Origin of the sequence: Methyloversatilis universalis EHg5 (assembly GCF_000378945.1) — a bacterium.
Lineage (GTDB): Bacteria > Pseudomonadota > Gammaproteobacteria > Burkholderiales > Rhodocyclaceae > Methyloversatilis > Methyloversatilis universalis_A.
Genome location: NZ_KB900539.1, coordinates 1,205,036 through 1,224,422 on the forward strand (window position 1 = coordinate 1,205,036; position 19,387 = coordinate 1,224,422).

The window sequence follows — 19,387 nt, forward strand, 5'->3', positions numbered from 1 at the left end:
CGGCGATGAACGATGCGGCCATCGAATACTGGTTCGACTTCGCCAGCCCCTACAGCTATCTGAGCACCGCCCACATCGACGTGCTGGCCCGGTCGCGCGGCCTGCGCGTGCTGTGGCGCCCGCTGCTGCTCGGCCCGGTGTTCCGGGCGGCGGGCTGGCAGGGTTCGCCCTTCCTGCAGCAGCCGGCCAAGCTGGCCTGGATGTGGACCGACCTCGAGCGGCAGTGCGCACGCCACGCGCTGCCCTGGCGCAAGCCGTCGCAGTTCCCGCGCAGCAGCCTGCTGCCGGCGCGCATTGCGCTCGCCCACAGCGACGCACCGTGGATCGCCCGCTTCTGCACCGGGGTGTTCGAACTGAATTTCGTGCAGGACGCCGACATCGACGACCCCGCCGCCATGCATGAGCTGCTGGCTGGCATCGGCCTGCCGGCGGATGCGGTGATCACCCGTGCGCAGTCGCCCGAGGTGAAGCAGGCGCTGCGCGAACAGACCGAGCAGGGCACCCGCCGCGGCCTGTTCGGTGCGCCCAGCTTCTTTGTCGGCGATGCGCTGTACTGGGGCAACGACCAGCTGGAGGACGCGCTCGATGCCGCCGCAGATCCCGCATGACGACGACGCACCGGCCGGCTACACGCCGGTCGTGCTGCGCGGCCCCTTCTTCGGCGGTCGCACCGTGTACGCCGGCCCCGGCGGGCACCGCGATCGCTTCGCCGCCCGCATCACCTGTGAGGACTGCAACGGGCTGGGCGTCACCCACGGCGGCGCCATCGCCACGCTGGCCGACATTTTCCTGGTCGGCTTCATCGCGGCCCAGTTGCCGGCGCAGGCCAGTCTGGTTACCGCCAGCCTGTCGGTCGACTACCTCGGCCCGAGCAGCGCGGGCGACTGGCTGCTCGGCCGCATCCATGCCCACCGCATCGGGCGTCGCCAGTGCGTGGCGTCCGGTGAGTTCCGGATCGGCGACCGCACGGTTGCGCTGATCAAGGCCCATTGCGCCCAGATTTCTTCTACAAGGAACGCATCATGAGTACGACCTGTTTTGCCGATACCCCCGAACCGCCTTACTACGTGGTGATCTTTTCCGCCCAGCGCACGCCGGGCGACGACGGCTACGCTGACATGGCCGAACGCATGGTGGCGCTGGCGGCGCAGCAGCCGGGTTTTCTCGGCATCGAGCGCGCCCGCAACCCGGACGGCTTCGGCCTCAACGTGTCTTACTGGGCCAGCGAAGAGGCCATCGCCGCCTGGCGCGCACACGCCGAACACACGCTCGCGCGGCAGACCGGCCGCGAACGCTGGTATGCGCGTTACGCGCTGCGCGTGGCGCGGGTCGAACGTGCCTACGGCTGGACGCTGCAGTCATGAAGCCGGGGCCTTCATCCGGCTCACCCGAAGACGCATCCATGCCGACCACTTCACACCCGATCGCCGTGTTCGCCGCCGACGTGCTGCCGCGCAACCGCCCTTCGCTCTACCCGGAGCCCTTCGCGTCACGCATGGCCGGTCGTACCAAGCGCGTGCTGGGCGACCTGTTCGGCCTGCGCACCTTCGGCGTGAACCTGACGCGCCTGGAACCGGGCGCGGTGTCCGCGCTGCGCCACGCGCACAGCCGGCAGGACGAATTCATCCACGTGCTGGAAGGCCGGCCGGCGCTGCACACCGAGGCGGGGCTGACCCGTCTTGCGCCCGGCATGTGCGCCGGCTTCGCGGCCGGCAGCGGCAATGCGCATCACCTGATCAACGATACCGACGAGGTGGTGGTCTATCTGGAAATCGGCGACCGCAGCAGCGGCGACCAGGCCGGCTACCCGGACGACGATCTGCGGGCCGATCTGGTCGACGGGCGCTGGGTGTTCAGTCACAAGGACGGCCGCCCGTACTGAGCCCGCGCTCAAGATTTCCGGCGGACCGGCCGTTATCCGGGACTGTGCGCCGATGACCGGCAGGGGAGTTTTGACATGGACGTTTCCGCAATTGCCAGTGCCGCCACCGCGATGTCGCAGCAGCGGGTGGCCGACGCTGCCGGCACCCTGGTGCTGAAGAAGGCACTCAACATCCAGGCGGAGAGCGCCGCCCAGCTGCTTCAGGCCATCCCGACGCCGCCGCCGGTCGCGCCGCCTTCGAAGAACATCATCGACACCTACGCCTGAACGCGGCGCAGGCCGAATTCCACCCACGGGGCGCTGCGGCGCCCCGTTTCGTTTGTGCCGGTACCGCGCGCCCGGCTGGCGCGCTTTCACTTCTTCCGCTTCGTCGCAGTCTTTGCCGTGCCGCTGCCCTGCAGTGCGCGCCGCAGATAGGGCGCGGTGCGGCTGTCTGCCGCCTGCGCCACCTCGGCCGGCGTGCCCTGCGCGACGATGCGCCCGCCCTCGGCACCGGCGCCCGGCCCCATGTCGATCACCCAGTCGGCGCGGGCGACCAGCCGCATGTCGTGCTCGACCAGCACCACGCTGTGCCCGGCCTCCACCAGCACCTCGAGCTGTGTGAGCAGGCGTTCGACATCGGCCGGATGCAGGCCGGTGGTCGGCTCGTCCAGCACGTACAGCGAGCCGCCGCGCGCGCTGCGTTGCAGTTCGGTGGCGAGCTTGATGCGCTGCGCCTCGCCGCCCGACAGTTCGGTGGCCGGCTGGCCCAGCCGCAGATAGCCCAGACCGAGCCGGCTCAGCAGCGTGAGCGGGGCGAGTACCCGCGGCTCGCCGGCGAATACCTCGCAGGCCTGATCGACGGTGAGGTCCAGCACTTCGGCGATGGTGCGGCCTTGCCAGGTTACGGCCAGCGTGGCCGGGTTGTAGCGGGTGCCGTGGCAGTCGGCGCAAGGGGCGTACACGCCGGGCATGAACAGCAGTTCGATGCTGACGAAGCCTTCGCCCTCGCAGGTCGGGCAGCGGCCCTTGGCCACGTTGAACGAGAAACGCCCGGCGTCGAAGCCGCGCTTGCGCGCCGCCGGCGTCTGCGCGAACAGCTTGCGCACCTCGTCGAACAGGCCGGTGTAGGTGGCGAGGTTGGAGCGCGGCGTGCGGCCGATCGGCTTCTGGTCGATGCGTACCAGCCGGCGTATCGCCTCCGCGCCTTCGCCCAGCCGGCCTTCGGTCGGCGCGATGTCGGCCGGCGGCTGTTCGCCGTCGTCGTGCTCCGGCTCCGCCTCGACCACGTGGCCCAGATGTTCGGCCACCAGTTCGACCAGCGCCTGGCTGATCAGGCTGGACTTGCCGGAGCCTGACAGGCCGGTCACCGCGCACAGCACGCCCAGCGGAATGCGCGCGTCCAGCCGCTTCAGGTTGTTGCGGCTCACGTCGTGCAGCGCCAGCCAGCCGGACGGCGTGCGCGGGGCGCGTGGCGGTGGCGCGTCCGAAGCCAGGAAACGCGCGGTGGCCGACGCGCTGACACCGGCCAGATCGGCGGGTGGACCGCTGTAGACGATGCGTCCGCCCTCGCTGCCGGCGCCCGGGCCGACATCGACCACCCAGTCGGCGCGGCGGATCATGTCGAGATCGTGCTCGACCACGAACACGCTGTTGCCGGCCTGCTTCAGTTGCAGCAGGGCGTCGAACAGCGCTTCGCCATCGGCCGGGTGCAGGCCGGCGGACGGTTCGTCCAGCACATACACCACGCCGAACAGCTGCGAGCGCAGCTGGGTCGCCAGCCTGAGCCGCTGCAGTTCGCCCGGCGACAGCGTGGGCGTGCTGCGTTCCAGCGTCAGATAGCCCAGACCCAGCCGCAGCAGCACCTCGATGCGGTCCACCACGTCGCCGGCCAGCCGCTGCGCGGCCAGGCGTTTTTCCTCGGACAGCCGGGCGTCCGCTGCGCCGGCGGCGGCCGACGCCAGCAGGCGCGCCACCTCGGACAGCGGCTGGCGCGACAGCGCACCGATGTCCAGCCCGGCGAAGGTGACCGCCAGCGCCTCCCGCTTGAGCCGCTTGCCGTCGCAGGCCGGGCAGTCGCTGGCGCGCATGTAGCGCGACACCCGCTTTCTCATCAGCGTGCTCTGCGTGCTGGCGAAGGTGTGCAGCACGTAGCGGCGCGCGCTGGTGAAGGTGCCCTGGTAGCTCGGCTCCATCTTCCGCCGCAGCGCGATGCGCGTCTCTTCCGGCGTCAGACCGGCATACACCGGCACCACCGGCTGTTCGTCGGTGAACAGGATCCAGTCGCGCACCTTGCGCGGCAGCGTGGCCCAGGGCGTGTCGATGTCCATGCCCATGCTGACCAGGATGTCGCGCAGGTTCTGTCCGTGCCAGGCCGGCGGCCAGGCGCTGACCGCGCCCTCGCGTATGGTCAGCGACGGGTCGAGCACCAGCGTGTCTTCGCTCACCTCGAACACGCGGCCCAGCCCGTGACAGTCCGGGCAGGCGCCCTGCGGCGTGTTCGGCGAGAAGTCCTCGGCCTGCAGCATGGGCTGGCGCGCCGGATAGCGGCCGGCGCGCGAATACAGCAGGCGCAGCAGGCTGGACAGCGTGGTCACGCTGCCCACCGACGAGCGCGCGCCCGGCGTGCCGCGCTGCTGCTGCAGCGCCACCGCCGGCGGCAGGCCTTCGATGCTGTCCACATCAGGCACGCCGGCCTGATCGATCAGCCGGCGCGCATACGGCGCCACCGATTCGAGATAGCGCCGCTGCGCCTCGGCGTACAGCGTGCCGAAGGCGAGCGAGGACTTGCCGGAGCCGGACACGCCGGAAAACGCGACCAGCGCGTCGCGCGGCAGATCGACGTCGATGTCCTTCAGATTGTGTTCGCGCGCGCCGCGCACGCGGACGGTGGCGGCGGGGGCTGTGAGGGGCGTGAGCGGGGTGTTGCGCATGCGGAGGCCGGAAAGTGTTCAGTAGCCGGGCGAGCTTACGCGAAGGTGTTGCCGTGGCGTCGCAGTGTGCCCGCCCGCGCCGGGCACGTGCGGCGATCCGGTGCCGTCGCGCCGGCGGCGTTGCACTGTGTGCCTACAATGCAGCCCGAACGCTGCCAGCGGCCGGAGCGGCTGCGTCGTGCCCCGACTTTCCTCTCTGCTGGCCGGCAGGATTCTTTCGTTTCACCCATCCCCCAGGAGCTCACATGTCCCAAATCGTCGTCGAACACAATCCGTCGGAAGAGAAGCTGAAGCAGCTCGGCGTGGCCAGCTGGTCCATCTGGGAAAAGGAAGTGTCGAAGTTCCCGCTCGATTTCGACATGACCGAAAGCGCCTACCTGCTGGAAGGCGAAATCCACGTCACGCCGCGCGGCGGCGAGAAGGTGGTGATCAAGGCCGGCGATTTCGTCGTGTTCCCGAAGGGCCTGAAGTCGTCGTGGGAAGTGGTGAAGCCGCTGCGCAAGCACTACAAGCACAGCTGATCAGCTGATTTTCCGGCGTTTGCAGACGCCGGAAAACGCAACGGGCCCGGCTTTTCGCGCTGACCGCGGAAAGCCGGGCCCGTGTGCTTTCAGCGCCGGTTCGGCATGAGAGCAGGCCTGCGGACCTGCCCGCCATTGCTCGTGCGTCGGCCGAGGCTGTCATTTACATTTAATATGCAGGGCCAAAAAACAGGGCACCTGCCTCGCGCGCACCTCGCGGCCGTGTTCCTTACCGGCCTGCGCGTTGAATGGACAGCGTGCCTGCACACGAGATCCGACAATGTCGTCACCTGATCTTCGCGATCGCCTGTTCGTGCTGATGCAGCACGTGACGCCCCAGATGGGCCTGACCCGTTTCGCCGAATTCGTTGCCAATTCGCGTGGCGCATGGACGCGCGGCATCATCCCGCGCTTCATCCGCAAGTACGGCGTGGATATGAGCGAGGCGGTCGAGCCGGATCCGTCCCGCTACGCCTGTTTCAACGATTTCTTCACCCGCGCGCTGCGTCCGGGCGTGCGCCCGCTGGCCGATGCGCCTTTCGTCAGCCCGGTCGATGGCGCGGTGATCGACTGCGTGCGGTTGCAGGACGACACCATCCTGCAGGTGAAGGGCCACCCCTACAGCGCGCGTGCGCTGGTCGGCGGCGATGCGTCACTGGCCGCGCCCTTCGCCGGCGGCGACGCGATTTCCATCTATCTGAGCCCGAAGGACTACCACCGCATCCACATGCCCAGCGACGGGCGACTGCTGCGCATGATCCACGTGCCGGGCAGCCTGTATTCGGTGAATCCGGCCACCGTGGCGGGCGTGCCCGGTCTGTTCGCGCGCAACGAGCGGGTGGTGTGCCTGTTCGAATCGGCGTTCGGCCCCTTCGTGCTCACGCTGGTCGGCGCCATGGTGGTGGGCAGCATGCAGACCGTGTGGCACGGCCTGATCAACCCGCCGCGCACTGGCACGTTGCGCGAGTGGCGTTACGAGGATCAGGACATCCGCCTCGCCCGCGGCGAGGAAATGGGCCGCTTCCTGCTCGGCTCCACCGTGGTGATGCTGTTCCCCAAAGGCGTGCTGCAGGCCCGCAGCGACTGGCTGCCCGGCCGGTCGGTGCGCATGGGCGAGGCGATGGCGGCGGCGCTGCCCCGCTGACCCGGCCGGCTGCCCGGCGGCCGGGTGTCCATATTTTGTTTCTTTCGGAACAAAATCGGTGTGAATCGAAACCAATAGGCTATGCTGAAGCCTGAAACCGATTCCCACAGGAGAGCCGCCATGGGCGCATTGGCCGACAAGCCCGTCAGCGCATCGGAAGACCGCGGCGCGCTGGCACGCATGATCATGACCCTGCTCGATCACTGGAAGCTGGGCACCGAAGACCAGGCCGCGCTGCTCGGCATCGCCGCCAGCAACCGCGCGGCGCTGGCGCGCTACCGGCGCGGCGAGCCGATCGGCGGCAGCCGCGACCAGTACGAGCGGGTCGGGCATCTGCTGGGCATACACAAGAATCTCCGCCTGCTGTTTCCGCAGAACCGCGACCTCGCCTACCGCTGGATGAGCACCCGCAACCGCGCTTTCGACAATCTGACACCGGTCGAGGTGGTGAAGGAGTGGGGCTTCGCCGGTCTGCTGATGGTGCGCGCCTATCTCGACCGGGCACGCGGCCAGTGAGCGGTCCCGACGCCGGCCGCGCGCCGGGGCAGGGCGATCTGTTCGCGCGACTGACGCTGGCCGATGTGCGGCAGGACGTGTTCCGCAACATCGTGTCGCTGCGCAGTTCGCAGGATCTGTTCGACGACCTGACTGACGATCCGGCCGAATGGGCGCTGGCGCAGAAGGTGGAGGGCGACGCCAAGCCGCCGCCCTACCGCTCGCCCACGCCGGTCCTGCACCGCCCGTTCGAGGACGCTGCCTGGTTCAACGCCATCGCCTGGCCTTTCCAGCACTGGCAGGCCAGCCGCTTTTCCGACGGCCGCCACGGCGTGTGGTACGGCTCGGAATCGGTGGACACCACCGTGTACGAATCCGCCTGGCACTGGCGCATGGGCCTGCTGGCCGACGCCGGCTTCGAGCGCGAGTCGGTGGTGGCCGAGCGCAAGGTGTACATGGTGAGCTGCCACGCGGCGCTGCTGGATTTCCGGCCGCTGACCGCCGACTGGCCGGATCTGCTGCACCCGGCGGACTACCGCTTCCCGCAGTCGGTCGGCGCGCGCATCCACCGCGAGGGGCATCCCGGCCTGCTCATCCAGTCGGTACGCCGGCCGGCCGGTCAGAACTGTGCGGTGTTCAATCCGGCGGTGCTGGCCAACCCGCGCCATCACCTGCAGCTCGGCTACCGGCTCGACGGCGACACCGTGGTGGTCGAAAAGACGCCGGGCGTGGTGTGGTTCGGCATCGATGCCGGTGATTTCGGCAGCGGCGACTGAACCGGTGAATGCTCAGTGCCCGGCGGGCGCGTCCGGCATCGTGTCGGTCCGCCGCAGCAGTTCGAGCAGCGCCATGCCGGCGATCATGAAGGCGGCCGCCATCATCAGCGCGCCGCGGTAGCTGCCGGTGGCCGCCGCGATGTAGCCGGCCATCGCCGGTGCGGCGATCTGCGCCACGCCATAGCTCAAGGTCATGCGTGCCATGGCCTTGGCCGGCGCATCCGGGTAATGGCGCCCGGTCAGCGTCAGCGTGAGGCTCACGATGCCGACGAAGGTGCCGCCGAACAGTGCTGCGCCAAGCAGATTGAGCACCGGATCGCTGCTGACGACCGGCAGCACGATGGACACGGTCTGCAGCGCGTAGGCGATCAGCAGCGCCGGTATCTGGCCGGTGGCGCGCGCCACCCGGTCCCACAGGAAGCCGGACGGCGTTGCCGCGGCGCCGACCAGCACCCACACCCAGCCGCCGCGGCCGGCCAGCAGTGGCAGCTTTTCCAGAATGGCGACGATGAAGGTGGCGCTGATCACATAGCCGAAGCCGGCGCAGAAATAGGTGGCCATCAGCAGGCCGGTCCAGCGGGCCGCCGGCGGCGCAACCGTGCTGGCGGGCAGTGCGCTGCCGTCCGCCTGGGTGAGCACCGGCGGCGGCAGCCAGCGCCAGGCCGGCACGAACAGCGCCGCGCCAAGCAGGCCCAGCCCCAGCCACTGCTGGTCCCAGCGCAGCCACTCGACCATGATCGCCACTGCGAGGCCGGACACCGCTACGCCCAGCCCGAGGCCGATGAAGTGCAGGCCCAGTTCCGGCCGGTGACCGTTGCGGATCAGCCAGTTCAGCACCAGGCCGGAGGCGAGCAGCAGGCCGGCAGTGCTGGACACGCCGGACACGTAGCGCAGCACGCCCCACAGCACGGTGTCGTCGGTCAGGCCCATGGCGGCGGTGCTGATCACCGCGACCACCAGCCCGAAGCGGTAGAACAGGTACTTGAAACGCAGGTCGCTGACCGAGGCGGCGATCAGCGCGCCGGTCATGTAGCCGGCGTAGTTGATGGTCGCCAGCCAGCCGCCGGCCACGTGCGACAGCCCGGCCTGGCTGCGCATGATGGGCAGCAGCGGCGTGTAGGCGAAGCGGGCGAGGCCGACGGTCAGCACCAGCGCGCAGATGCCGGCCAGGATGACCCGGACGCGCGTTTCCCGGTATGGGTGGAGCAGGGCGGCGGTGGCGACGGACATGGCGGTGCGGCGGGAAGCGGATGCTCACCATGCTAGTGCGCAGCGACCGGCGAGTCTTTCGATACACTGACCAACGGTATCGATGAAGTGACAACGCTGCAGACAGATGCCGCGGACGGCCTCTGCGCCGACCGCGTGCGCGGGCTGTCAGGGAGGAGGGTGCGGTGTTCCGGCTGCAGGAATGGACGACGATAGAGGTGCCGGAATTCGACGCGCTGCCGGCCGACGTGGTGATGCGCGCGCAGAACCTCGCGCCGCGCGAAATCTTCCCGATGCACACCCACGGCTGGAACCAGCTCGTCTATGCCACCGACGGCACGCTGGTGGTGACCGTGGCCGACGCCTGGTACGTGATCACGCCGGAACAGGCGATCTGGGTGCCCACCGGCGTGCCGCACACCACCGGCGCGCTGCACGGCGCTGCCTTCCGCAATCTTTATGTGGCCGACGTACCCGGGCTGGACATGCCGGCCACCTGCACCGTGCTGTCGGTGTCGCCGCTGATGCGCGCCCTCATCATCGAACTGGAGGCGGCCGGCACGCGTGCCGAGAGCGCGGACTACACCGGCACGCTGAACGCCCTTATCCGCGCGCAGCTGCAGCGGCTCAGGGTGCAGGATTTCCATCTGCCCTGGCCGCGCAGCCCGCAGTTGCACCATCTGTGCGAAACCCTGCTGTCCGAACCGGCGGACAGCCGCAGCGCGGACGCGTGGGCGCAGTCGCTGGGCTGGTCCAGCCGTACGCTGCTGCGCCGCTTCGAAAGCGAGGTGGGTCTCACGCTGCGCGCCTGGCGCCACCGGCTGCGGGTATTTCTGGCGGTGGAATGGCTGTGCGCCGGGCGCAACGTGACCGACATCGCGCTCGATCTCGGCTACGCCTCCACCTCGGCGTTTTCCTACATGTTCCGGCTGGAAATGGGCTGCACGCCGTCGGAGTGGCGCCGGCGCTGAGCGTCGTTCACGGGTTCAGCCGCGCCGCCGGCGCGGGCCGTCGGTGGCGCTGCCGCAGCGGCGTCCGCCGGTGCCCTGTTCAGCTTCCAGATTCGCTTTCACCGTCTGCAGCAGCCCGCTCAGCGCCTGCTGCTGCGCGGCGTCCAGCCCGCGTACCGCGACTTCGGCCAGATGGGCGCTCTGCTGCTGCAGCGCGTCGAACACCGCCATTCCACGGACGGTCGCCGCGAGGCGCACGCTGCGACGGTCGGCACCATCGGCCTCGGCCGACAGGAAGCCACCGTCCTTCAACCGGGCGATCAGCCGTGCCAGCTGCGCCTTGTCGCGGCCGGAGGCGGCGACCAGATCGCTCAGCGTCGAACCCGGCTGACGGACGAAGAAGGACAGCGCCCGCAGTTCCATCTGCGTCGGCGCGTCCGGGTCGTCACGCAGCGCGGCGTGCCGCAGCGAGCGGTAGAGGTGCATGAGCGCATGCATGGTTTCGAGCACGGTGTCCGGCGCCCCGAGGTCTGGTTGGTTGACAGTGTCAACTTTATCCCGCATCTTTGTGGACAATATCAACTAAATGATCGAAGAGGCACATCATGACTGTTTTGCACGCATCGCGCGCGCCGCGCCGGGTCCGGCACGAGGTCGCGCTGCGCGAAGTCGAGGTGGTGGGCGTGGAGCGCACCAGCCCGAATCTGGCCCGCATCACCTTTGGCGGCGCCTCGCTGGCCGGCTTCGTGTCGCTGTCCTTCGACGACCACATCAAGTTCATTTTCGACACGCCTCAGGGCGAACGCGTGCGGCGCGACTACACGCCGCGCCGCCACGATGCACAGGCCGGCACGCTGGCGCTGGAATTCGCGCTGCACGAGGATGGTCCGGCGTCGGACTGGGCACGGCGCGCGCAGCCGGGTCAGCGGGCCACGATTGCCGGGCCGCGCGGTTCGCGCATCGTGCCGGTGGATTACGACTGGCATCTGCTGGCGGGTGACCTGTCGGCGTTGCCGGCGATCGCCCGCCGGCTGGAAGAACTGCCGGCCGGCACCCGTGCGGTGGTACGGCTGCTGGTGCCGGACCTGGCCGACCGCGTGGCCTTCGACAGCGACGCCGCGCTCGACGTGCGCTGGGTCGCCAGCGAGGACGCGCTGGTCGAGGCGTTGCGCTCACTGCCGGACTACGCCGGAGAAGCCTGCGCCTGGGCGGCTGGCGAGGCGGCGTTGATGGGGCGTGTGCGCGATGTGCTGGCCGGCGAGCGCGCACTGCCGAAAGAGGCACTGAGGGTGGCCGCCTACTGGCGCCGTGGTGTGGCCGATTTCCACGATCGGCTGACCGAATGAACGGCCCGTCGCAGATCTGAGCCTCCTTATAATGCGCAGCCGGAACGACGGCTGCGCACCCGGCTCACCGGGCTGCCGGCGGTTTATTGGCTTCCTTAATCCTTGGAAGCGCTCCGCAGGACACAATTCGATCGTGCGCAAATTTTCCGTCCTCACACCGCAGAGCCGCATCGCCGCGCTCGCCGGGCTGTTCATCATGGCCACCGGCAATCTCGAACTGTTCGAGCGGCTCGGTGAGGTCTATCCGCTGACCGGCGCGAACCTGCCTTTCCTGTCGTCGCTCACGCTGTTCTTCACGCTGGCCACCGTGCTCTTCCTGGTGCTGCTGACGCCGGGCCGTGCCGGGCGCTGGGTGCTGGCGACGCTGCTGGTCGTGGCGTCGCAGGCCGCCTACTTCATGGATCAGTACGCGGTGGTGATCGACACCGTGATGATCGAGAACATCGTCGCCACCCAGCGCGAGGAAGTGGCCGGCCTGTTCAGCTTCAGCCTGATCTGGCGCACCGTGCTGCTCGGTGTGCTGCCCGCCTGGTGGGTGCTGCGCCACTGGCCGCGCGCAAGCTCGATCTGGCGCGAACTGGGCGCGCGCGCGCTGCTGTTGCTGCTGCTGCTGATCGGCCTGGTCGCGGTGGCGGCACCCTTTACCTCGGGTTACGCCTCTTTCATCCGCGAGCACAAGACCACGCGAATGTACGCCAATCCCATCTTCTTCAGCTATTCGCTGGTGCGCTACATCGGCGAGCGCTTCGAGCAGCGCGACACCGGCGTGCTCGGCCAGGTGGCGGAGGACGCCCAGCACATCGGCCCGCAGCACCGGCCGGAACTGGTGGTGCTGGTGGTGGGCGAAACCGCGCGTGCCGACCGTTTTTCGCTCAACGGCTACGGCCGGCCGACCAATCCGCGGCTGGCGCAGGAAGACGTGGTGAGCCTGCGCAACGTGACCGCCTGCGGCACCTCCACCGCCGAGTCGGTGCCCTGCATGTTCTCGGTGCAGAAGCAGGCGCATTTCAACCGCGGCGAGGCGCTGCGCACCGAGAACGCGCTGGACGTGCTGTTCGAGAACGGCGTGCATGTGCTGTGGCGCGACAACAATTCCGATTCCAAGGGCGTCGCCACCCGGATGACCTACGAGGATTTCCGCTCGCCCAAGCGCAATCCGGTATGCGACGACGAGTGCCGCGACGTCGGCATGCTGGACGGGCTGGACCGCTACATCGAATCGCACAAGGGGCGTGACATGCTCATCGTGCTGCACCAGATGGGCAATCACGGGCCGGAGTACTACCGCCGCTACCCGAAGGAATTCGAGCGCTTCACGCCGGTGTGCCGCAGCAAGGAACTGCGCGACTGCTCGAAGCAGGAAATCGACAACGCCTACGACAACGCCGTCCTGTACACCGATCACTTCCTGGCCGAGGTGATCGGTCTGCTGAAGCAGTACGACGGCGAATACGAAACCGCCATGCTGTATGTGTCGGACCATGGCGAATCGCTGGGCGAGAACGGTCTCTATCTGCATTCGGCGCCCTATATGCTGGCGCCGCGCGAACAGACCCACATCCCTGCCATCGTGTGGCTGGGCCGCCATTTCGACTACACGATGGAGCAGCTCAGGCCGCACCGTGACACGCCGATGCGGCACGACGACCTGTTCTGCGTGCTCATGTCGGCGTTCGAGATACGCACCCGCATGTGCGACGGCCCCAGGAACATCCTGTACCACAACACCGAACTGAGCCCCAGCCCTGCAACCGGCGTGCCGCCGGCCCGCTGACCGGGGCTGTGCCGGCCGCGGCCGGCGGTGCATCATGACGCGGCGGCCGCCTGTCGAAACGGCGCCCGCTGCTTCGTCGACCGGACATGCCGGTGGCCGATCGGGCCGCCGGAAATCCGACCGACTCTGGAGGATGCGTCATGAACCCACCCCGCGACACCGCTGGCCTGGTCACGCTGTTGGTCGCCACCCGCAAGGGCGCCTGGCTCTACCATGCCGATGCCGCGCGCCGGACCTGGCAGGTCGATGGCCCGCATTTCCTCGGCCATGTCATCAGTCATCTGGTGCTCGACCCGCGCGACGGCCGCACGCTGCTGGCGGCGGCCAAGACCGGTCACCTCGGCCCCACGATATTCCGCTCCACCGACTTCGGCCGGAACTGGGCCGAAGCCATGCGGCCGCCGGCGTTCGCGAAGGCCGAAGGCGGCAGGGGGCGCAGCGTTGACCACACCTTCTGGCTCACGCCGGGGCATGCGAGCCAGCCGGGCGTGTGGTACGCCGGCACCAGCCCGCAGGGCCTGTTCCGCTCGGAAGACGGCGGCGTGAACTGGGCGCCGTGCTCTGCCATCAACGACGATCCGCAGTACCGCACGTGGATGGGCACCGCGCAGGACGGCACGCCGGACGGCCCCAAGCTGCACTCCATCGTGATCGACCCGCGCGACCCCTCGCATATGTATATGGCGATGTCCGGTGGCGGCGTGCATGAATCCTTCGACGCCGGCCGCAGCTTCGCGCCGCTGATCGACGGGCTGAAGGTGGTCGAGGGCTTCGACGTGAGCGACGCCACCTTTCACGACCCGCACTGCATCCGCCTCTGCCCGGCCAATCCGGACCGGCTCTACCAGCAGAACCACTGCGGCCTCTTCCGGCTGGACCGGCCCGCCACCCGCTGGCGTCACATCGGCGCCGGCATGCCGGCCGAGGTGGGCGATATCGGCTTTCCGATGGTGGTGCATCCGCGCGACCCGGACACCGCCTGGGTGTTTCCGATGGACGGCACTTCGGTGTGGCCGCGCACCAGCCCGGGCGGACGGCCCGCGGTATTCGTCACCCGCGACGGCGGCGAGCGCTGGCAGCGGCAGGACGCCGGCCTGCCGGCCGAACAGGCGTGGTGGACCGTGAAGCGGCAGGCGATGACCGCGGACAGCCAGCCTTCGGTCGGCCTCTATTTCGGCACCACCAGCGGCGAACTGTGGGCCAGTACCGACGAGGGCGCGCACTGGTGCTGCATCGCCCGCCACCTGCCCGATATCTACGCGGTCGAGGTGGCCGAGCGCGGCGCCCCATGAAGGTGCTCATTCCCGGCGCGCTGCGCAGCTACACCGACAGCGCGCAGGCCGAGGCCGACGGCACCACGCTGGCCGAGGTGGTGACCGCGCTCGACCGCCGGTATCCGGGCATTGCCTTCCGCATGGTCGACGAACAGGGGCGCATCCGCCGCCACATCCGCTTCTTCGTCGATGGCCAGCCGGTGCACGATCTCAGCCGGCCGGCCGACCCGCAGGGCGAACTGGTGATCGTGCAGGCGCTCAGCGGGGGCTGAGTCCGCGATCGGTCGAGCGGTCGATGAAGCCGGCAACGATGCGGGCTGCGCTATCGGCGTGGTGAAACAGCGTCATGTGCGAGCCGGGCAGGTGGGCCACCCGGAGATCGGGGCGCAGCGCGCGCATCGTGTCCAGATTGTGGGCGGGCACCACGCTGTCCTGTTCGGCTGCGAGGCAGAGCAGCGGCACCGGAAGCGCCGCCAGCAATGCGGCGGCGTCTTCCTGCATCACCGCGCGCACCCGTGCCGCCAGTTCGCGCGACGACACGCAGCGCCAGGTGTCGGCCTTGGCGCGGCGGAAAGGATCGGACGGCGCCCGGCCCAGCCACACCGGCAGCCGGCGCACGGTGCGCAGCGCGCCGATCACCGCCGCATTCGCGTACGGCGCCCACTTCGCCAGCTCCGGCCGCGGCATGCGCACGAAGCTGGTCGACAGCACCACGCCGCACACGCGCGACGGCGCCTGCGCGGCCAGCCGCAGCGCCAGTGGCCCGCCGAACGAACTGCCGAGCAGCCAGTAGCGCTCAAGATCGCTTACCCGTGCGCTGACATCGGCCAGCAACCTCGGGTAGCTCTGCACCCCGTCGCGCGGATAGCTGAGCACCCGCGGCCGGATGTGCGCCGGCAGCGCATCGACCAGCGGCCGCAGGAAGCGGTCGCTGCCGTCCAGTCCGGGCAGCAGTACCAGCGTATGGATGGGTGAGGGCGGGGTCATCCGCACAGCATGAGCGCTGCAGGCTGCAGACGCATCTCGCTCCGGTTGCAGCGGGATTGCCGCCGCCGGGGTGCGTTTACGCCGTGTTTACACCGGCGTCCGCGATTTATAGGCCGTCTTTGCACCGGCCTGTCTAGCCTTCGGTCCATGGATGTCCGCACGGTGCGGACGCCGCTGCTGACCGGGGACTCGTCGCCATGAATCCGCTCTATTCCGTCTGTGCCGCGCTGGCGGTCGCGCTGGCCCTCTATCTGGTTTACGCGCTGTGGCGCGCGGAGGATTTCTGATGACCACGCAGATGTGGATGCTGCTGGCCACCTTCGTGCTGGCGGTGTGGCTGATCGCGGTGCCGCTGGGGCGTGTGCTGGCCCTGCTGGTCGAGCGCGCGCCGCAGCCGCTGGCCGGCATCGAAGGTTGGCTGCTGCGCGCCTGCGGCGTATCCGGCGCCGAGCAGGGCTGGCGCGGCTATGCCGGCGCGCTGCTGCTGTTCAATCTGGCTGGTGCGCTGGCGCTGTACGTGCTGCAGCTGCTGCAGCCTCTGCTGCCGCTGAACCCGCAGCAGTTCGCGGCGCCAAGCTGGGATTCCGCGCTCAACACCGCGGTGAGTTTCGTCACCAATACCAATTGGCAGAGCTATGCCGGCGAAACCACGATGAGCCACCTGACCCAGATGCTGGGGCTGACGGTGCAGAACTTCCTGTCCGCAGCGACCGGCATCGCGGTGGCGTTTGCGCTGATGCGCGGCTTTGCCCGCAGCGCGGCGGCCGGCATCGGCAATTTCTGGGTCGATGTCGTGCGCATCACGCTGTGGCTGCTGCTGCCGCTGTCGGTGCTGCTGGCGCTGGCGTTCGCGGCACAGGGCGTGATCCAGAACCTGTCGTCCGACCTGACGGTCGCGCTGCTCGAACCGCTGCATACCGATGCCGGCGTGGTCGGCAGCCAGACGCTGGCCATGGGGCCGGTGGCGTCGCAGGAGGCGATCAAGATGCTGGGCACCAATGGCGGCGGCTTCATGAATGCCAATTCGGCCCACCCCTTCGAGAACCCGACGGCGTGGACCAATGTGCTGCAGATGCTGGCCATTTTCGCCATTCCGGCCGGGCTGTGCATGGCCTTCGGCCGGGTGGTGGGCGACCGTCGTCAGGGCTGGGCGCTGCTGGCGGCCATGACCGTGCTGTTCGTCGCCGCGGTGGCGGTGATCCTGACGCAGGAGCAGGCCGGCAATCCGCACTTCGCTGCGCTGGGCGTGGATCAGGCGGCGAGTGCGCTGCAGGCCGGCGGCAATATGGAAGGCAAGGAGGTGCGCTTCGGCATCGCCGCCAGCGCGCTGTTCGCCGCAGTCACCACCGCCGCGTCCTGTGGCGCGGTCAACGCGATGCACGCCTCGCTGATGCCGCTGTCCGGCGGTGTCGCGCTGTTGCTGATGCAGCTGGGCGAAGTGGTGTTCGGCGGCGTCGGCTCCGGTCTCTACGGCATGCTGCTGTTCGCGCTGCTGGCGGTGTTCGTGGCCGGCCTGATGACCGGCCGCACGCCGGAATACCTCGGCAAGAAGATATCGCCGGCGGAAATGAAGCCGGTGGTCATCGCGATACTTGTCACGCCGCTGCTGGTGCTGCTGGGCACCGCGATCGCGGTGGGCAGCGAAGCCGGCCGTGCGGGCCTGCTGAATGCCGGCGCCGCCGGTTTCACCGAGGTGCTGTACGCCTTCTCGTCGGCCGCCAACAACAACGGCAGCGCCTTTGCCGGCCTCTCTGCCAACACGCCCTTCTACAACTGCGCACTGGCGCTGGCGATGGCGCTCGGCCGCTTCGCGGTCATCGTGCCGGTGCTGGCTCTGGCCGGCACGCTGGCCGGCCGCATCCGGGCCACGCGCGCAGCCACCGACAGTGCGTCCGCCGCGCTGCCCACCCACGGCCCGATGTTCGTCGTGCTGCTGGTGCTCACCGTGCTGCTGGTCGGTGCGCTCACCTATCTGCCCGCGCTGGCGCTCGGCCCGCTGGTCGAACACATCAACCTGATCCGCTGAGGACGACCATGAACGCATTTCCGTCAACGTCGCGCCAGCCGGCCGCCCTGTTTGACCGTGCGCTGCTGCGCGGTGCCGTCCGCGACGCGGTGATCAAGCTCAATCCGGCCGCGCAGTGGCGCAATCCGGTCATGTTCACGGTGTGGCTGTGCGCTGCGCTGATCAGCGTCCTGTGGCTGCAGGCGCTGGCCGGGCAGGGCGAGGCGCCCGCTGGCTTCATCGGCGCCAATGCCGCCTGGCTGTGGTTCACCGTGCTGTTCGCCAACTTCGCCGAAGCGCTGGCTGAGGGGCGCAGCAAGGCGCAGGCGGCCAGCCTGCGCAGCCTGCAGAGCCGCGGCAATGCCAGGAAGCTGCGCGCCGGCGACGACACCGGCTGGGACAGCGTGGACCTCACCACGCTGCGGGTCGGTGACCGGGTCCGCGTGGAGGCGGGCGATCTCGTGCCCTGTGATGGCGAGGTGATCGAGGGGGCGGCCTCGGTGGACGAAAGCGCCATCACCGGCGAATCGGCCCCGGTCATCCGCGAAGCCGGGGGCGACTTTTCGTCGGTCACCGGCGGCACCCGCGTGCTGTCGGACTGCATCGTCGTGAGCTGCACCGTCAATCCGGGCGACAGTTTTCTCGATCGCATGATCGCCATGGTGGAAGGCGCCCGCCGGCGGCGTACGCCGAACGAGATCGCGCTTACGTTGCTGCTGGTGTCGCTCACGCTGGCCTTCCTGATGGCCACCGCCACGCTGCTGCCGTTCTCGCTGTTTGCGGTCGAGGCCGGCGGGCAGGGCAGTGCGGTCACGGTGACCGCGCTGGTGGCGCTGCTGGTGTGCCTGATCCCGACCACCATAGGCGGGCTGCTGTCGGCCATCGGCGTGGCCGGCATGAGCCGCATGCTGGCGGCCAACGTGATCGCCACCTCGGGCCGGGCGGTCGAGGCGGCGGGCGATGTGGACGTGCTGCTGCTCGACAAGACCGGCACCATCACGCTGGGCAACCGTCAGGCCGCCGCCTTCCTGCCGGCGCCCGGCGTGAGCGAGCGTGAACTGGCCGATGCCGCGCAGCTCGCTTCGCTGGCCGACGAAACGCCGGAAGGCCGCAGCATCGTGGTGCTGGCCAAGCAGCAGTTCGCGCTGCGCGAGCGCCAGCTGCTGTCGCACGACGCCACCTTCGTGCCCTTCACCGCGCAGACCCGCATGAGCGGCGTGAACTGGGCGGGCCGGCAGATCCGCAAGGGCGCGGCCGAGGCGGTGCGCCGGCATGTCGAGGCGCTGGGCGGCGGCTTCTCGCCCGAGCTGCAGCGCATTGTCGACGACGCTGCACGCCGCGGCAGCACGCCGCTGGTGGTGGCCGACGGCGCGCGGGTGCTGGGCGTGGTCGAACTGAAGGACATCGTCAAGGGCGGCATTCGCGAGCGCTTCGGCGAACTGCGCCGCATGGGCATACGTACCGTCATGATCACCGGCGACAACCGGCTCACCGCCGCCGCCATCGCGGCCGAGGCCGGTGTGGACGACGTGCTGGCCGAAGCGACGCCGGAAGCCAAGCTCGCGCTGATCCGCCGCTACCAGGCCGAAGGCCGCATGGTGGCGATGACTGGCGACGGCACCAACGACGCCCCGGCGCTGGCCCAGGCCGACGTCGCGGTGGCGATGAACAGCGGCACCCAGGCGGCGAAGGAGGCCGGCAACATGGTCGATCTCGACAGCAATCCGACCAAGCTGATCGAGGTGGTCGAGATCGGCAAGCAGATGCTGATGACACGCGGCGCCCTGACCACTTTCAGCCTGTCGAACGACGTGGCCAAGTACTTCGCCATCCTGCCCGCGGCCTTCGCCACGACCTATCCGCAGCTCGGGACGCTCAATGTGATGCAGCTCGCATCGGGTGAGTCGGCCATCCTGTCGGCGGTCATCTTCAACGCGCTCATCATCGTCGCGCTGATTCCGCTGGCGCTGCGCGGCGTGCGCTACCGGCCGCTCGGCGCGGCCGCGCTGCTGAGGCGCAATGGTCTCCTCTACGGTCTGGGCGGCCTGCTGCTGCCCTTCGCCGGCATCAAGCTGATCGACCTGGCGCTTGCTGCGCTGCATCTGGCCTGAA

21 protein-coding genes are annotated in these 19,387 nt (G+C 69.2%); 17 read left to right on the forward strand and 4 right to left on the reverse strand.

The window, feature by feature from the left end:
* Positions 1–5 precede the first annotated feature (5 nt).
* The 5 genes from METUNV2_RS0105605 to METUNV2_RS0105625 all read left to right on the forward strand — a co-directional run bounded on the left by METUNV2_RS0105605 (position 6) and on the right by METUNV2_RS0105625 (position 2,149).
* On the forward strand, positions 6–608 hold the full coding sequence (locus METUNV2_RS0105605) for a 2-hydroxychromene-2-carboxylate isomerase (RefSeq protein ID WP_018228505.1): 603 nt from the start codon (positions 6–8) through the stop codon (positions 606–608).
* Entirely contained in the window at positions 586–1,026 is a 441-nt protein-coding gene (locus tag METUNV2_RS0105610) for a PaaI family thioesterase (protein WP_018228506.1), read from the forward strand. Before METUNV2_RS0105605 ends, METUNV2_RS0105610 begins: the two co-directional genes overlap by 23 nt.
* Positions 1,023–1,364, forward strand: a complete 342-nt coding sequence (locus tag METUNV2_RS0105615) for an antibiotic biosynthesis monooxygenase family protein (RefSeq protein WP_018228507.1) — start codon at positions 1,023–1,025, stop codon at positions 1,362–1,364. Before METUNV2_RS0105610 ends, METUNV2_RS0105615 begins: the two co-directional genes overlap by 4 nt.
* A gap of 38 nt (positions 1,365–1,402) precedes the next feature.
* On the forward strand, positions 1,403–1,882 hold the full coding sequence (locus tag METUNV2_RS0105620; protein WP_018228508.1) for a cupin domain-containing protein: 480 nt from the start codon (positions 1,403–1,405) through the stop codon (positions 1,880–1,882).
* 75 nt (positions 1,883–1,957) lie between these two features.
* Positions 1,958–2,149 (forward strand): YjfB family protein, encoded by a 192-nt coding sequence (locus tag METUNV2_RS0105625; protein WP_018228509.1) that lies wholly within the window; start codon positions 1,958–1,960, stop codon positions 2,147–2,149.
* Positions 2,150–2,235: 86 nt separating this feature from the next.
* On the opposite strand, the gene METUNV2_RS0105630 is transcribed toward METUNV2_RS0105625, so the two are convergent.
* Positions 2,236–4,794, reverse strand: coding sequence for an excinuclease ABC subunit UvrA (locus METUNV2_RS0105630; RefSeq protein ID WP_018228510.1), 2,559 nt, complete (start codon positions 4,792–4,794; stop codon positions 2,236–2,238).
* Positions 4,795–5,039: 245 nt separating this feature from the next.
* Between METUNV2_RS0105630 and METUNV2_RS0105635 the strand changes: the two genes are divergently transcribed.
* The 4 genes from METUNV2_RS0105635 to METUNV2_RS0105650 all read left to right on the forward strand — a co-directional run bounded on the left by METUNV2_RS0105635 (position 5,040) and on the right by METUNV2_RS0105650 (position 7,730).
* Positions 5,040–5,315 (forward strand): cupin domain-containing protein, encoded by a 276-nt coding sequence (locus METUNV2_RS0105635; RefSeq protein WP_008058005.1) that lies wholly within the window; start codon positions 5,040–5,042, stop codon positions 5,313–5,315.
* Between the two features lie 280 nt (positions 5,316–5,595).
* Positions 5,596–6,459 carry an archaetidylserine decarboxylase gene (gene asd / locus METUNV2_RS0105640; RefSeq protein ID WP_018228511.1) on the forward strand — a complete coding sequence of 288 codons (864 nt, stop codon included), beginning with the start codon at positions 5,596–5,598 and terminating at the stop codon, positions 6,457–6,459.
* A gap of 120 nt (positions 6,460–6,579) precedes the next feature.
* Positions 6,580–6,975, forward strand: coding sequence for an MbcA/ParS/Xre antitoxin family protein (locus METUNV2_RS0105645; RefSeq protein WP_018228512.1), 396 nt, complete (start codon positions 6,580–6,582; stop codon positions 6,973–6,975).
* The gene (locus METUNV2_RS0105650; RefSeq protein WP_018228513.1) at positions 6,972–7,730 is read left to right on the forward strand and encodes an RES family NAD+ phosphorylase; all 759 of its coding nucleotides are present in this window, start codon (positions 6,972–6,974) and stop codon (positions 7,728–7,730) included. Before METUNV2_RS0105645 ends, METUNV2_RS0105650 begins: the two co-directional genes overlap by 4 nt.
* Positions 7,731–7,742: 12 nt before the next feature.
* Here the strand turns inward: METUNV2_RS0105650 and METUNV2_RS0105655 are convergent, their stop codons facing one another.
* A complete protein-coding gene (locus METUNV2_RS0105655) occupies positions 7,743–8,960 on the reverse strand; it encodes a YbfB/YjiJ family MFS transporter (RefSeq protein ID WP_018228514.1) in 1,218 nt (405 codons plus the stop codon).
* Positions 8,961–9,124: 164 nt separating this feature from the next.
* On the opposite strand from METUNV2_RS0105655, the gene METUNV2_RS0105660 reads away from it, so the two are divergent.
* Entirely contained in the window at positions 9,125–9,910 is a 786-nt protein-coding gene (locus METUNV2_RS0105660; RefSeq protein WP_018228515.1) for an AraC family transcriptional regulator, read from the forward strand.
* Between the two features lie 15 nt (positions 9,911–9,925).
* Here METUNV2_RS0105660 and METUNV2_RS18960 read toward each other — a convergent pair whose 3' ends face one another.
* Positions 9,926–10,399 (reverse strand): MarR family winged helix-turn-helix transcriptional regulator, encoded by a 474-nt coding sequence (locus METUNV2_RS18960; protein WP_018228516.1) that lies wholly within the window; start codon positions 10,397–10,399, stop codon positions 9,926–9,928.
* Between the two features lie 95 nt (positions 10,400–10,494).
* Between METUNV2_RS18960 and METUNV2_RS0105670 the strand changes: the two genes are divergently transcribed.
* The 4 genes from METUNV2_RS0105670 to METUNV2_RS0105685 all read left to right on the forward strand — a co-directional run bounded on the left by METUNV2_RS0105670 (position 10,495) and on the right by METUNV2_RS0105685 (position 14,555).
* Complete coding sequence (locus METUNV2_RS0105670; protein WP_026187907.1) at positions 10,495–11,235, forward strand: siderophore-interacting protein; 741 nt, start codon at positions 10,495–10,497, stop codon at positions 11,233–11,235.
* Between the two features lie 133 nt (positions 11,236–11,368).
* The gene (locus tag METUNV2_RS0105675) at positions 11,369–13,009 is read left to right on the forward strand and encodes a phosphoethanolamine transferase (RefSeq protein ID WP_018228518.1); all 1,641 of its coding nucleotides are present in this window, start codon (positions 11,369–11,371) and stop codon (positions 13,007–13,009) included.
* A 140-nt stretch (positions 13,010–13,149) separates the two neighbouring features.
* Positions 13,150–14,301: a WD40/YVTN/BNR-like repeat-containing protein gene (locus METUNV2_RS0105680; protein WP_018228519.1), complete on the forward strand. Its 1,152-nt coding sequence runs from the start codon at positions 13,150–13,152 to the stop codon at positions 14,299–14,301.
* Entirely contained in the window at positions 14,298–14,555 is a 258-nt protein-coding gene (locus METUNV2_RS0105685) for a MoaD/ThiS family protein (protein WP_018228520.1), read from the forward strand. The genes METUNV2_RS0105680 and METUNV2_RS0105685 overlap by 4 nt, the downstream gene beginning before the upstream one ends.
* Here METUNV2_RS0105685 and METUNV2_RS0105690 read toward each other — a convergent pair.
* Positions 14,542–15,270, reverse strand: coding sequence for an alpha/beta fold hydrolase (locus METUNV2_RS0105690; RefSeq protein WP_018228521.1), 729 nt, complete (start codon positions 15,268–15,270; stop codon positions 14,542–14,544). The genes METUNV2_RS0105685 and METUNV2_RS0105690 overlap by 14 nt on opposite strands.
* Before the next feature lie 197 nt (positions 15,271–15,467).
* Between METUNV2_RS0105690 and kdpF the strand changes: the two genes are divergently transcribed.
* The 3 genes from kdpF to kdpB are packed head-to-tail and all read left to right on the forward strand — an operon-like array spanning position 15,468 to position 19,386.
* Entirely contained in the window at positions 15,468–15,557 is a 90-nt protein-coding gene (gene kdpF, locus METUNV2_RS19555) for a K(+)-transporting ATPase subunit F (protein ID WP_018228522.1), read from the forward strand.
* A complete protein-coding gene (kdpA, locus tag METUNV2_RS0105700; RefSeq protein ID WP_018228523.1) occupies positions 15,557–17,296 on the forward strand; it encodes a potassium-transporting ATPase subunit KdpA in 1,740 nt (579 codons plus the stop codon). Before kdpF ends, kdpA begins: the two co-directional genes overlap by 1 nt.
* Positions 17,297–17,304: 8 nt before the next feature.
* Positions 17,305–19,386, forward strand: a complete 2,082-nt coding sequence (kdpB, locus tag METUNV2_RS0105705) for a potassium-transporting ATPase subunit KdpB (protein ID WP_018228524.1) — start codon at positions 17,305–17,307, stop codon at positions 19,384–19,386.
* Position 19,387: the final 1 nt, after the last annotated feature.